Annotated in this window: 13 protein-coding genes and 2 pseudogenes; 8 read left to right on the top strand and 7 right to left on the bottom strand. The window is 70.7% G+C overall.

The window, feature by feature from the left end; all coding sequences use genetic code 11:
* Positions 1 to 291: 291 nt before the first annotated feature.
* From MKK82_RS19855 to MKK82_RS19835, 5 genes are all read left to right on the top strand, one after another.
* Positions 292 to 618: a DMT family transporter gene (locus MKK82_RS19855; RefSeq protein WP_238288289.1), complete on the top strand. Its 327-nt coding sequence runs from the start codon at positions 292 to 294 to the stop codon at positions 616 to 618.
* Positions 619 to 939: 321 nt separating this feature from the next.
* Complete coding sequence (locus MKK82_RS19850; RefSeq protein WP_238288291.1) at positions 940 to 1,527, top strand: cell wall hydrolase; 588 nt, start codon at positions 940 to 942, stop codon at positions 1,525 to 1,527.
* 219 nt (positions 1,528 to 1,746) lie between these two features.
* Complete coding sequence (locus MKK82_RS19845; protein WP_238288293.1) at positions 1,747 to 1,947, top strand: hypothetical protein; 201 nt, start codon at positions 1,747 to 1,749, stop codon at positions 1,945 to 1,947.
* A 226-nt stretch (positions 1,948 to 2,173) separates the two neighbouring features.
* On the top strand, positions 2,174 to 2,578 hold the full coding sequence (locus MKK82_RS19840; RefSeq protein WP_238288294.1) for a hypothetical protein: 405 nt from the start codon (positions 2,174 to 2,176) through the stop codon (positions 2,576 to 2,578).
* Positions 2,579 to 3,035: 457 nt separating this feature from the next.
* Entirely contained in the window at positions 3,036 to 3,176 is a 141-nt protein-coding gene (locus tag MKK82_RS19835; RefSeq protein WP_238288295.1) for a hypothetical protein, read from the top strand.
* A 47-nt stretch (positions 3,177 to 3,223) separates the two neighbouring features.
* Here MKK82_RS19835 and MKK82_RS19830 read toward each other — a convergent pair whose 3' ends face one another.
* The 7 genes and pseudogenes from MKK82_RS19830 to MKK82_RS19800 all read right to left on the bottom strand — a co-directional run.
* Positions 3,224 to 3,769: a transglycosylase SLT domain-containing protein gene (locus tag MKK82_RS19830; protein ID WP_238288297.1), complete on the bottom strand. Its 546-nt coding sequence runs from the start codon at positions 3,767 to 3,769 to the stop codon at positions 3,224 to 3,226.
* Positions 3,729 to 5,162, bottom strand: a complete 1,434-nt coding sequence (locus MKK82_RS34240) for a flagellar hook-length control protein FliK (protein ID WP_243986551.1) — start codon at positions 5,160 to 5,162, stop codon at positions 3,729 to 3,731. The genes MKK82_RS19830 and MKK82_RS34240 overlap by 41 nt, the downstream gene beginning before the upstream one ends.
* Positions 5,159 to 6,475: a chemotaxis protein gene (locus tag MKK82_RS19820; protein ID WP_243986549.1), complete on the bottom strand. Its 1,317-nt coding sequence runs from the start codon at positions 6,473 to 6,475 to the stop codon at positions 5,159 to 5,161. The genes MKK82_RS34240 and MKK82_RS19820 overlap by 4 nt, the downstream gene beginning before the upstream one ends.
* Positions 6,472 to 7,578 (bottom strand): OmpA family protein, encoded by a 1,107-nt coding sequence (locus MKK82_RS19815; protein WP_313902105.1) that lies wholly within the window; start codon positions 7,576 to 7,578, stop codon positions 6,472 to 6,474. Before MKK82_RS19815 ends, MKK82_RS19820 begins: the two co-directional genes overlap by 4 nt.
* 100 nt (positions 7,579 to 7,678) lie before the next feature.
* The gene (locus tag MKK82_RS19810; protein WP_238288305.1) at positions 7,679 to 8,302 is read right to left on the bottom strand and encodes a hypothetical protein; all 624 of its coding nucleotides are present in this window, start codon (positions 8,300 to 8,302) and stop codon (positions 7,679 to 7,681) included.
* Positions 8,302 to 9,933 carry a flagellar basal-body MS-ring/collar protein FliF gene (gene fliF, locus MKK82_RS19805; protein WP_243986547.1) on the bottom strand — a complete coding sequence of 544 codons (1,632 nt, stop codon included), beginning with the start codon at positions 9,931 to 9,933 and terminating at the stop codon, positions 8,302 to 8,304. Before fliF ends, MKK82_RS19810 begins: the two co-directional genes overlap by 1 nt.
* Positions 9,934 to 10,102: 169 nt before the next feature.
* Positions 10,103 to 10,288 (bottom strand): annotated as a pseudogene (locus MKK82_RS19800) (flagellin); the annotation flags it as partial.
* On the opposite strand from MKK82_RS19800, the pseudogene MKK82_RS19795 reads away from it, so the two are divergent.
* The 3 genes and pseudogenes from MKK82_RS19795 to MKK82_RS19785 form a co-directional block, all read left to right on the top strand.
* Positions 10,281 to 10,796: pseudogene (locus tag MKK82_RS19795) on the top strand (MotA/TolQ/ExbB proton channel family protein); the annotation flags it as partial. The pseudogenes MKK82_RS19800 and MKK82_RS19795 sit on opposite strands and share 8 nt — an antisense overlap.
* Before the next feature lie 2 nt (positions 10,797 to 10,798).
* Positions 10,799 to 11,725: a flagellar motor switch protein FliM gene (locus MKK82_RS19790; RefSeq protein WP_243986545.1), complete on the top strand. Its 927-nt coding sequence runs from the start codon at positions 10,799 to 10,801 to the stop codon at positions 11,723 to 11,725.
* Positions 11,706 to 12,047 (top strand): hypothetical protein, encoded by a 342-nt coding sequence (locus MKK82_RS19785; protein WP_238288460.1) that lies wholly within the window; start codon positions 11,706 to 11,708, stop codon positions 12,045 to 12,047. The genes MKK82_RS19790 and MKK82_RS19785 overlap by 20 nt, the downstream gene beginning before the upstream one ends.
* The last annotated feature ends 35 nt before the right edge of the window (positions 12,048 to 12,082 follow it).

Raw genomic sequence — 12,082 nt, 5'->3', positions numbered from 1 at the left:
CGCCGTCCGGCCCCCACCATGGGCGGGAGGCCTTAACGAACCCCCTCGGATCGGCCCCGGGGCGACCGGGTTGAACCACGCCGGCTGGGGACGACGACGAAGATTTCGAAATGTTCATGGATGCCGTGCAGCGTTGTCGCGCGGCGACCGTCCCCATCGTGCGGTCGATTCGAAGCAGACCTGCGCCGGAGGATGCCGGCTTCGTCTGTCGGGATGCCCGCTTCGACGCAGATCTCTACACCATCCTCCGGCCATCTCACGACGCTTGCTCAACCCGAGGGGGCCTGTGCCATGAATCCGTTCCTCATCCTTGGACTCGCCATCGGCGCCGAGGTTGCCGCCACCCTGGCCCTCAAGGCCGCCGACGGTCTCACGCGGCCGGGACCGACCCTAATCGTGGCAGTGGGATACGGCACCGCCCTGTGGCTGATGTCGACCAGCATGGACATGCTGCCGATCGGCGTCGTCTACGCGATCTGGTCGGGCGTCGGCATGATCGGCGCGGCCATCGGCGGAGCGTGGCTGTACGGCGAGGCGGTGAGCCCGACGATGCTGGTGGGCATCGCGGTGATCGCCGTGGGCGTGACCATCCTGGCCGCCGGTCAGGGCCAGCACTGATCCCGGCCCCGGTCGGCGGCGCCCGCGAGCGGCAGGCCCAGAGCGGCCGGTGACCGGTGGAGGCGATCCGGTCCGGCGGCGCGGATGCCGCGTCCGGCGCCCGCGCCGCCGACGAAGCCGCGGCGGGGTCGCCCCTCGACCTGGGCTCGCCCCGACGGTCCCGCGGCTGCCCGGGCGGCCGGGTGGACCCGAACCGTTCGGGCTGCCGCCACATCCTCGCCGCGAACGTACGGTCAAGCTCGGCCGTCGCCCTGTCGAGGCGCGGTGCCGCAGCGGACTTCGGAGCCGCCGCGAGGCTGAGGGAGCACGGAGCAGGCATGCATGCAGGGTAGCGCGCGGACGAAGAGTGTTCCTGTTCTGACCGTCATGGCGGCGGTCTGGAGCCTGGGGGGCTGCAACACGGGCGCGCCGGTGCTCACGACAGGATCGATCCCCGGCCACAAGCCGCCGCTGGTCGTCACCGATGCCGAGCGCGACTGCCTCGGCCGTGCGATGTACTTCGAATCGAACCGGAGCGACCCGGACGGGCTGGTCGCCGTCGGGACCGTGGTCATGAACCGGCTCGAGAACGCGATCTTCCCCGGCGGGATCTGCGCGGTGGTGGGGCAGCCCGGGCAGTTCGCCTCGGGGGTCCTGACCAAGCCGATGCAGGACAAGGACCTCCAGAAGGTCGCGGATGCCGCCGACGCCGTCCTGGCGGGCGAGCGGCACCCGAAGGTCGGAAAGGCGATGTACTTCCACACCGCCGGGCATCGCTTCCCCTACACCAACATGCACTACGTGGCGGTGGCCGGCGGCAACGCCTTCTACGAGAAGCGCGACGCCCGCTCGGCCAGGATCGAGCGCGCGACTTCGCCCTCGCCCGTCGGGCCGACCTTCGCGGCCGCTCCCGTCCCGGCCGCGCCATAGAGTCGCTCCGGAGCGCGGCACGCGCGTTCCCACGGCCGCGACCGAGCCTGTGATGGGCTGCCTTCCCCTGTGCCGGAGCCGTCCGCGCACCGATGGCCGTGGGCCGACCGGCTTGACCGAGGCGCCGCGTCGAGCACGTGTTTCTGCGCGCGTCCATTGAACCCAGACCTATCCTTAAGGTTGTATGCTGCTGGACTGATATCGGGGTTTCGCGGCGCCATGCCCGACGACGAGGGGTTTGACCGCTTGGCGGACGCAGCCATCCGCGCGCACCGGCTCGCGGTCACGTACGGTACGCCGGCGATGCAACTCCTGTCGCGGTTGCTGCTGACGGAGATCGGCGTGGAGATCGCGGCGCGGCGGGAGGCGGCTTCCGCGGACAATGACAATCCGAACGAGCCCGACGCCAGCGACCTCTGAACATCCGTCGCCGTGCCGGGGCCGATCAGGTCACCGCCGCCGGCGGCCGGACCTGCACGGAAGCCTTCGGAGCGACCGGATCGACCCATTTCGTCACTAAATGGATGTCGAACGCCGAGGCATATCTGTTGATCAGTGCGACCAACCGAACATGCGTCATTTACACCCGCGGACGCCGGCCTAGCTTGCCGGTAGAAACTACCCACGAATCACGGATGTGCCGCCGATGATCGCGAACCGGGTAGCGCTCGCTGGTGCGCTCCTCTTGCTGAGCATCACGCCGTCGGCTTCCCAGCTGCGCCGTCCCATGGCCTGTACGGAGGCGGTGTCGGTCGGCCTCGACCCCATCGCGGCCCCGGAGGCGGCGAAGCCGCACAAGGCCCGGACCTTTTCCCTGGTCTCCAGCGGCGGCCTGCTGACCGTGATCTCCGCGGGACGCTCCGATTATTACGAGTGTCAGACCGCGTCGCCGCGCCTGAACGAGCGCACGCCCCGCAATGCGATCAAGTGCCAGAACGGCGTCTACTTCCTGCTGATCGATCTGACCAAGATGAACTTCGTCGAGGCGCAGCTCAATCCCGAGGACCGCAGCGAGATCAAGGTCAGCTACGGGACCTGCCGGGGCGTGTGAGCCCTCGATGCGGCCGATAGGGTCCTGGCCGTCACGGGGCGCGCTCGGCGGCCCGGGATCGCGCGGGGCCGATCCGCGGTCCGAGCCAGGCTAATCCATCCGGATCAGCGTGTAGGTGGAGACCGCGATGGCCGCGAGGGTGAGCGCGATCAGCAGGACGGTCCTGGCCGAGTGACCATCCCGCGGGTCCGGCGGATCGCCCATGGTGCTGCTCCGGCTATGATAAAGCGATGGTGTCTAAAATCCTGTTCGCGGTGTCATCAGTTCATAGGCCGAAATGAGCGTGCGACATCAGTCTTTCGCCTCGTTTCCACCGCAGATTTTTCTCGCCGTGCCGATGAACCGGCTCCCTCTCGCCGCGACAGCGTCGCCGCAGAACCCGATCCGTCCCGGCGTGTTGGTCCTGTGCCGTCGTTTCACCCGGCCACGACGGGGCGGCGGGCAGGAGCGGTTCCGCGTGCCCCTCAATGCGTACCACCGACTCGACGTCTGGTCCCTGATGAACGTCTACCGCGCGACCTTCGCCATCATGTGCGAAGCCAACCTCCAGCTCCCCTTCGCGGTCGCCGAAGCGTGGGGCGTGCGTGTGCGGGCATGATGGTACGGGCGTGAGCGGCCCGGACGGGCTTGGGCCGAGGCGCGGCCTCAGCGGCAGAACTGCTTGGCGCCCGGGGTCCACTGGCCGAAACCGGTCGCGACCATGTTGGCCATGACCCGGCAGATGTAGACTTTCTGCGCGGCGTTGTTGTGCGGGCCGGCATGGTAGCGCGCCACGGCCAGCGTCCAGCTCCCCTCCCGCTGCTTCAGTTCCTTGAGGAATTGTGTGGCGTACTCGACGTTCGCGCGCGGATCGATCATGGCCTCGAGCGAACCGAACTTGCCGCCATGGTAGTGGTGGTTGATCTGCATGCAGCCCAGATCGATCAGGCGCACGCCCCTGCGGCGCGCCTCCGTGAAATGCACCACCACGTCGCGCAGATCGGACCCGAAATAGGCCGCGCCCGCGATGTTCATGGCGTAGGGCTGGAGCGAGCCGCGCTTGCCCGTCTCGGTCAGGCCGACCGCGTAGAGCACCCCGAGCGGAACGCCGTAGCGCGCGGACGCCCGTCCCATCTCGGCTTCGCAGACATTCGCTGCGGACGGGACGGCGCTAGAGATAAACGCCGCCGTCGCGAGAACGTACCGTCTCATCTGTCCGCTCCCCATCGCCCCTGACGGCGGCCTGCCGGTGCTGCTCCGCCTGCCGCTGCCGTTCGCCTCCCGGGTCCGGCCGGGCACCGCCGTGGCTGAAGGGCTGCCCCTGCGCGGAGGAGCCCCCGGAGGGCGCGCCCCCGTCGCCCGGGCGGGCCTGCCCGACGGTCACCTCCGCCTGGAAATGAGCCTGCTTCAGCAAGTCCGTCAGGATCGCCGAGTCCCTGTGCAGGAGCGCGGCCGTCTCGGGCCGCGAGGCGCGCAGATGCGTCTCGAGTTGACCGTTGGTGAGGCGCAGCTCCACCGTGACGGTCCCGAGATCCTCCGGTCTCAGCTGGATCCTGAGCGTGCGCAGGGGCCCGTCCGGGGCGGCGCGCACCGGAGGATCGGCCTGGACCCGGGCTGCGGGAGCCGCTTCGGCGACACGGTCGACCGTGTCCCTGATGGCGGCCGCGATCGTCGTGACGGTTCCGGCCGGCAGACTGGCGCCCGCACCCTCCTGGGCCACCGGTCCGGAGATGCGCTCCGGATCGGTGCGGCCCTCGGGATCCAGGACGGTCCTGGCGATTCCCGTGATCGCCCGACTGTCCTCATGCGCGGTGAGGCTTGTCGTATCGGGACCCTGCGCGGAGGCCGAAGCGGCGACAGCGGGGACGGGCTCCGGCTGAGGCACGATCCGGATCTTGGCCGCGGTCTTCGCCGCCGCGGCAACCAGTTCCGGCACGGCGGGCCGGAGAGGCTGAGGCGTGACGGTTTGCGCGGTGGCCGGCGCCGCGGGATCGGGCCTCGCGGGTTCGGGTGCCGCCCCGTCGGTCACGATGGGCTTGAAGTGGACCGCGCGGTCGAGCACCGCGATCTTGGGCGCGCCGCGGAGCGTGGCCCCCTCCTCCGCGACCGCCGGCTGGGTGCCCGGGCGGGCGTTCGCCGCGAGGGCTCCGGTGCTGCGGAACGGAGCGGATCCAGCCGTGGCAGCCGTCGCGGACGCGCCGTCGCGGACCGGCGCATCCGGCCCGCCGGCAATCGGCGTGCCGTCAGCCGCGGCGACCGTCGCGAGGGGGGACGCCGGTGCCCCCGCGGCGACCGCCGGCAGGGCGGTGTTCAGAAGGTGGGCGAGCAGCGCCGCGGCGGGATCGACTGGGGTCGGTGCGGGTGTCGCGCCCGCCTCCACCGAGCCGGCCTGCCCGGTCGGCGCGTCGGCGGCCGCCGGTCCACCCTGCGTCGCGCCGGCCCGGGATGCCGCCGATGGGTCCGAGGCTTCGCGCAGGACGGCTCCGAAGTCGCGCCTCCGCTCCGCACCCGGCGGATTCGGATGGTCGGCCTCCGGTTGGGGCGACGCGATGTCCCGATCGGCGCGCGGGGCGGATTTCTGGACCGTGGCGGAGATCGGGGTCACGGGCTGGCCTTCCGGAGGAGCAGATCGACCTGGTCGATCATGGCTTGGGCCTTGGGGATCAGGCTGGCGGGTCCGTCGGCATCCGCGGCGGCCTGCCCCGGTTTCGACGCGGCCTCGGTCTCGCTCGGACCGGGCTGGCCGGTGAGCCCCCGTCCGATCGCGTCGGCCGTGGCCAGCGCGGTGTCGAGCAGGACGGCGTCGCGGGCCGGCAGCATGGCCCGGTCGAGGCTTCTCAAGGTGCGCAACCCGGACCGGAACGTCGCGAGGGTCACGATCTCGGCAGCGGCCCGATAGAGCCGGGCCTGCGTCGCTTCCAGGCTCCCGGGCGCGCAGAGCGCGAGAGCCTTGTCGGTGGCCACGAGCGCCGAGGCCGTCTTGCCCGCCTGGATCGCCGTCCGGGCGATCAGGAGGTACATGTCCCTCCGGCTCTCCGAGCCGAGCTCGGCCAGGATCCTGTTGAGCGTCGCCAAGCGGTCCGCGTCCTGGCCGACGTCGAACCGCATCAGCTGAAAGGCGAGGCGCTGGCGGAAATTGCCCGCATAGATCGAGTGCGGGAAGCGGCGCAGATACTGGATCGCCAGGGTCTCGAACTTCCTCAGGTCGCCGATCTGCCCCAGGGTGAAGATTTCGCGGCGCAGGGCCCCCTCCTCGGTCAGCGTTCCCGGGAGCAGCAGCCGGACCCGATCGAGGAGGGCGACCGCCCGAACCGGGTTCTCCGTCACGGTGAGCGAGGCCTGCGTGAGGCCGATCGGGCCGGCCAGCGTCAGCGGCAGGGCCGCCAGGTCGATGTCCCGGAGTAGGCGGGTCGCCTCGGCCTCGCGCCCTTCCACGTAGGCGAGCGCCCCCCGCGCGAGGGTCGCCTCGGGATTGCCGAGGCTGCCCTGGGTGGTCAGGTGCCGCAGGATCGCCGGACCGCCGCCACTCAGGGCGAAGACGATCGCGGCCCGGACATTGCGCGGATCGGCCCAGACATCCGGGCCCGCATTCTGCAGATCCGCGTTGATCCGGGCGATCACCATGGGCTGGCTCGCGTGGGCGGACAGGGAGCCCGCGGCGACCCGATCCTGCAGGAGCTGCAGGGTGCGCACCCACGCGACCGGGTCGCCGATCCGGGGCTGCGGCGTGGCGCCCGGCGTCGCGGGTGGCATCGGGCCGGCGGGTGGCATCGGGCCGGCGGGTGCGGCCGTGACCGGCTGCGCCGCCTGCGGGGTCGCCTGTGGAGGCGATACCGTCGCGGGAGCGGGCTCGGCGGCGACCGGCCCTGCGGGGCCCGCGGCGAGCAGGCTGAGAATGCCGGGCAGGAACCACCTCATCCCGGAGACCCCTGCAGGAGGATCTCGATGCGCCGGTTCTCGGGCGCCTTCGGATCCGCGGCGTTGCGCGGCGACCGCTCGGCCGCCCCCTCGACCCGCCAGATCCGTCCCTCGTCGAGGCCAGCCCGGGTCAGCATGTAGGCCGCCATGTGGGCGCGCGCCGTCGAGAGCCGCCAATTGTCGTAGACCTCCGATCGGAACGGGCGGCTGTCCGTGTGGCCGCGGACGATGATCCGGCCCGGCCGCGTGGCGAGCGCCGAGGCGATGCGCGCCATGGCGCGCACCATCTCCGGACGCGGCTCGGCGGAGCCCACCGCGAACATGCTGAAATTCAGGTCGTCCGTCACGTTGATCAGGATCCCGTCCGGGGTCCCCTGGACGTCGACGCGGGGACCGGGCGCCGAGGGCGGAAAGATCTTGGCGATGTCGGCCCTCAGCGCGGACTGAGCCGCCGCAGTCTCCCCGCGGGGCGAACCGGGCTTGTCCGCACCGGCATCCCCGGCCTTTCCGCCCGCGCCCCTGGCCGGGTCGCCCTTGATCTCACCGTCCTTGGCCTCTTCCGGACCGGCATCGCCCGGCTTGATGTCGGCCTTCCGGCTCTCCGGCGCGCTGGCAATCCGCGCGTCGGGCTTGGATTGGGCCGGCGGCGGCGTGATCCCCGTGGGCGCCGACCGGTCCGTCCTTGCGGGCGAGAGGGTGGTGATCTGCCAGTATAGCGGGTCGAAGGGATCGCGCGGGACCTCGCCGCCCCGCCGCCCGGCGTCGCCGAGGTCTCCGATCGTGGCGCTCTGGGGCTTGTCCGGATCGGCCTGGGCCGCGAGATTGGCCAGGACGGCGTAGGGGTCCTGGAACAGCTCACGCTCCCGGGCGACGGATCCCGGGGGCAGGTTGCTGCCCTTGTCCCGGGACGCCCCGGCCTCGCCCGCCGTGCCGCCCGCGGTCGTATCGGTCGAGGTGGGCTGCGGATCGTTCAATCCCTTCCGGACCGGCAGGGCCTCCGACAGGCTGATCGGATTGAAGTAGTTCGCGATGCTGGTCTTGGTTTCCTCGTTCGAGGCCTTGATCAGCCACAGGACCAGGAACAGCGCCATCATGGTGGTCATGAAGTCGGCCAGGGCGATCTTCCAGACGCCCCCGTGATGGGGGGGGCCTCTTCGACCACCCGCCGGACGATGATGATCTCGGATTGCGTGTCGGCCATGGTCACCGATCCTCGACCAGCGCGGCGAGGCGCTCACTCCAGGCCCGGAGCCGCGTCTCGACGACGGTTCCGTTCATCTGGATGCGCAGATCGGGCTGGCCGTCGGTGGTGACGACGAGCCGTCCGGGCGGCAGGGCGAGGCGCCGCGTGAGGGCCTCGACGAGGTCGGCGGGCCCGGTCACCGCGAGCGTGCCGGCCGCCTCGTCCGCCGCCAGGCTCGCGAGCGTCGCGTGCAGCGCGTCGATCGCCTCGTGCCGCAGGGCGTCCGTCAGGAACGGCAGGAGGACCCGCGTCAGGCTCTCGGCCAGTCGCGTCTCGAGCGCCTGGATTTGCGCCGTGACGGCGGCGGTCAGCGCCGCCGCCTCGGCCTCGACCCAGCGCTGCCGGGCCTCGGCCAGGGCTGCGGCGGCCGCCTCCCGCTCCGCGGCGACCGCCGCCTGTGCGGCCTGACGGGCCTGGACCTCGCCCTCCCGTCGGCCCTCCTCCCGCGCGGTCGCCGCGACGGCATCGAGGTCCGGTGGCGGCGGCTCGGCCTCCGCGCGCTTGGGCGCCAGCGCCGCGAAGGTGGAGGAGGAGCGCCGGCCCTTGCCCGAGAAGACGGCCCAGACCGCGGGAGCGTCCGTCATCACGCGGCCTCTTCACGGGTGAGCCACTGCTTCAGGATGTTGGCCACCTGCTCCTCGTCGAGTTCCACCAGCTGCTCCAGCTTGCGGATCGGTGAGCGGGCCATCTGCTCCGACAGATCCTCGATGAGGTTGGGGCTCGATGCGGCGGCATCCTGCTCCGCCTGCAGCAGAGCGAGAGCCCCGTCGCCCTCCGCCCCGGCCAGGGCCAGCTCGGTCGCGGGCGACGGGGCGAGGATCGCATTGACGGCCGGGCGCAGGCCGAACCAGATCAGCAGGCATCCGACGATCAGGATCGTGGCCGCGTTGATCAGGGTCCCGGACTGCCGCAGCAGCACCTCGCCGAGCCCGAGGGGTGGCGCGGGGCCCAACGGCTGGCCGTCGTTCACGAAGCTGACCGCCGCCACCTTGATCTGGTCGCCCCGCACCTTGTTGAAGCCGGATGCCGAGGCGACCAGCTGCTCGATCTCGGCGACCTTCGGCTCGATCTCGATCCGGCTCCCGTCCTTCGCGGGGCCCGCCAGGGCTTCGAGGCGGGACCGGTTCACCAGCACGGCGACCGAGAGGTTCTTGACGGAATAGCCGTCGCTGATCGTCGAGACCGTCTTGGAGGAGATCTCGAAGTTGGACAGCTCCTCGCGGCGCTGGCTCTCGGAGTTCGAGTTCTCGCTGCCGGAGGCCTGGACGTTTTGGTTCGGCAGGTTCTGCTGTGCCGTGGTCGGCTTCTGCGGGGCGCGGTTCTGCGAACTCTCGGATTCCTTGACGGTCCGCAGGGAGCGCTCGACCTTCTGGTCCGGGTTGAAGATCGTCTCGTCGGTCTTGGTCTTGTCGGTGTTCAGCCGCGCGACGACGCTGACCTCGAAGTTGTTCGGGCCGAGATACGGCGTGAGCGTCCGGCGGATGTTGTCCTGGATCTCATGGTTGACGGTCTGTTCCAGGCTCGCCAAGCGTCCGGCCGGCGCCGTGGTGGCGTCGTCCCCCGCGAGCAGGACCGTCCCGTCGGTGTTCAGCACGGTCACCTTGTCGGGCTTCATGCCGGGGATCGCGGCGGCCACGAGCTGGCGGATGGCGGGCGCGACCGCCGGGTCGTTGGCGGGCTCGGTGCGCACCACCACCGACGCCGAGGCGGGCTGCTGCTCTCGGCGGAAGGAGCCGGGATCCGGCATCACGATGTGAACCCGGGCCGCCTTCACGCCCTTGAGCGTCTGGATGGTGCGGGCGAGCTCGCCCTCCAGGGCCCGGACCCGGGTGATGTCCTGCATGAACGAGGTCAGGCCCAGCGAGCCCAGGTCGTTGAACAGCTCGTAGCCGGCCTTTCCGCTCTGCGGCAGGCCCTTCTCGGCGAGCAGCATCCGGGCCTGGGCCGTCTGCCCGTAGCCCACCAGCACCGCGGTGCCGTCCGCGCTGACGTCGAAGGAGATGCCGGCCTCTTTCAGGGCGGCGCCCATGCGGGTGACGTCGTCGCGGCTCAGGCCGGCGTAGAGGGTCTCCCGCAGGGGGCGGCTGAGATAATAGGCGCCCAGCCCGACCGCGAAGAAGACGGTGAGCCCCACCAGGCCGAGGGCGATCAGGCGCCGGGGCCCCAGCTCCAGGATGTTCTGCCAAAGCTTCTCTAGGTGCGCGCGACCGGGCATCGACGGGACTCAGGCCTCCACGGCTGTGGCTTGATCCAGGCTTCGCCGATCAACCTTGCCTGGAGGTGGTGGCGCGCGCCGGACACCACGCAAAGAAGGCCGCGCATCCGGAGATGCGCGGCCCGCCTCCGCCCCGAGGGGCGGATGTCGTCGACGATCAGGGCCGGGATTACGACCGGAACAGGCTGAGGATCTGCTGCGTGCTCTGGTTCGCGATCGTCAGCGACTGGATGCCGAGCTGCTGCTGGACCTGGAGGGCCTTCAGCTTGGTCGATTCCTCTTCCATGTCAGCGTCCACCAGGATGCCGACGCTCTTCTCGTTCACCTTGATCAGCGTGTCGACGTAGTTCGACTGCGACTACGTCCGCCTCATCCTCATCGGCAACGCGCGGCCCTACGAGATCGAGGCGCTGATGGAGGAGGAGATCGCCACCCACCGCGGCGACAAGCTGAAGGTCTACGGCGCCCTGATGAGCATGGCCGACGGGCTGCCCGCCCTGGGCATCGTGGCGGCGATCCTCGGCATCGTGAAGGCCATGGGCGCCCTCGACCAGTCGCCCGCCCTCCTGGGCAGCCTGATCGGCGCGGCCCTGGTGGGCACCTTCACGGGGATCTTCGTCTCCTACGCGCTGGTCGCGCCGATGGCCAACAAGGTCAAGGCCACCCGCGATTCCCAGGCGCGGGTCTACGTCATCGTGAAGCAGACCCTGCTGGCCTATATGAACGGCGCCCTGCCGCAGATCGCCGTCGAGCACGGCCGCAAGGCGATCTCGGCCGCCTACCGGCCGACGATCGACGAGGTCGAGGACGCCACGATCACGGGGGCGCCCCGCGGCGAGGCCCCCCTCCGCGAGGCGGCCTGACCATGGACAAGCTGGCCGCCAACGACATCCGGGATCGGCTGCTGGACGCCGCGGGCCTCTCGCTCGAGCGCCTGCCGATGCTGCACGTGATCCTGGACCGGGTCGCGACCTTCTGCGCGGATCAGCTCCGGCATTTCGCCGCCTCCCCGGTCTACTTCTCCCTGAGCAACGTCGAGAGCCAGCGCTTCGGCGACATCCTCGAACCCTACGAGTCGAACGCCGTGGCGGGCATCTTCCACGCGCCGGAATGGGACAGCCACATCCTGGTCGGCTTCGACCGCGACTTCATCTTCACCATGGTGGAGGTCCTGCTCGGCTCCGACGGCTCCGAGCCGCCCCTGGACGAGGAGCGCTCGTTCTCGAACATCGAGATGCGGATCGCCCAGCGCCTGTTCGAGCAGGTCGGCCGGGCCATGCAATCCGCCTTCGCCCTCGTGGCGAACACCCCGTTCAAGCTGGAGCGCACCGAGCTGCGCATGGATTTCGCTGTCATCGGCCGCCAGAACAATCAGGCGGTGGCGGCGAAGTTTCTCCTGCAGGCGCTCAACCGCGGCGGCGAGATGTTCGTCGTCATCCCGCAATCCGTCCTCAATCCGATGCGCCAGAGCCTCGCGCGGATCCTGGTGGGCGAGAGTTCGGCCCGGGATTCCCGGTGGACCAAGCAGATCGCCGGCGAGGTGCGCAAGACCCCGGTGACCCTGAAGGCGATCCTGGAGGAGAGGCATCTGACCCTGGGCGAGATCGCCGGGCTGGCGGTCGGCCAAGTGCTGGAGCTTCGGGCCAACCCGCGCACCCAGATCAAGCTCGTCGGCAACGACCGCGAGCTGTTCTGGTGTGTCGTCGGACAGGACGACGGCGGCATCCTCCTGCGCGTGGACCGCTTCATCGATCAGGACCAGGAGTTTATCGATGATGTTCTCGCCCGCTGAGGCCCTGCTCTTCGCCGCGCTCGTCGCGACCACCGCCTGCCTCGTGCCGATGTACATGCGGCTCAAGCGCCTCGACCGGTACCACGCGCAGTACCGGGACATGGTCGACTGGAGCGCCTCCGCGCTCGTGGGCGCCAGCAACGCCGTCCAGGCCTTCGCGCAGGACGGGCGGACCGTCCTCGAGGATCTGAGCCGCGAGATCGAGACCGCGAAGGCTGCCCTGGCCGAACTGCGGGCGGAGCGGTCGCGGCTCACGGCCGCGCCGCCGCCCGACGCCGCCGGCCACGAGTCCCCCCGGGGCGGCAGCCTGACGCGCGCCTGATCTCGTCCGCCGGGTCCGGCGCGACACCGGCCGTC

Source organism: Methylobacterium sp. E-046 (assembly GCF_022829625.1).
Classification (GTDB): Bacteria; Pseudomonadota; Alphaproteobacteria; order Rhizobiales; family Beijerinckiaceae; genus Methylobacterium; species Methylobacterium longum.
This window is presented reverse-complemented; position numbering and strand designations above follow the sequence as displayed.

Excerpts from the sequence above, each read along its gene's own strand:
- MKK82_RS19810 (WP_238288305.1), bottom strand. The coding sequence starts at position 8,302 with ATGACGGACGCTCCCGCGGTCTGGGCCGTCTTCTCGGGCAAGGGCCGG.
- MKK82_RS19790 (WP_243986545.1), top strand. The coding sequence starts at position 10,799 with ATGGACAAGCTGGCCGCCAACGACATCCGGGATCGGCTGCTGGACGCC.
- MKK82_RS19845 (WP_238288293.1), top strand. The coding sequence starts at position 1,747 with ATGCCCGACGACGAGGGGTTTGACCGCTTGGCGGACGCAGCCATCCGC.
- MKK82_RS19830 (WP_238288297.1), bottom strand. The coding sequence starts at position 3,769 with ATGAGACGGTACGTTCTCGCGACGGCGGCGTTTATCTCTAGCGCCGTC.
- MKK82_RS19840 (WP_238288294.1), top strand. The coding sequence starts at position 2,174 with ATGATCGCGAACCGGGTAGCGCTCGCTGGTGCGCTCCTCTTGCTGAGC.
- MKK82_RS19855 (WP_238288289.1), top strand. The coding sequence starts at position 292 with ATGAATCCGTTCCTCATCCTTGGACTCGCCATCGGCGCCGAGGTTGCC.
- MKK82_RS19785 (WP_238288460.1), top strand. The coding sequence starts at position 11,706 with ATGATGTTCTCGCCCGCTGAGGCCCTGCTCTTCGCCGCGCTCGTCGCG.
- MKK82_RS19850 (WP_238288291.1), top strand. The coding sequence starts at position 940 with ATGCAGGGTAGCGCGCGGACGAAGAGTGTTCCTGTTCTGACCGTCATG.
- fliF (WP_243986547.1), bottom strand. The coding sequence starts at position 9,933 with ATGCCCGGTCGCGCGCACCTAGAGAAGCTTTGGCAGAACATCCTGGAG.
- MKK82_RS19815 (WP_313902105.1), bottom strand. The coding sequence starts at position 7,578 with ATGACCACCATGATGGCGCTGTTCCTGGTCCTGTGGCTGATCAAGGCC.
- MKK82_RS19820 (WP_243986549.1), bottom strand. The coding sequence starts at position 6,475 with ATGAGGTGGTTCCTGCCCGGCATTCTCAGCCTGCTCGCCGCGGGCCCC.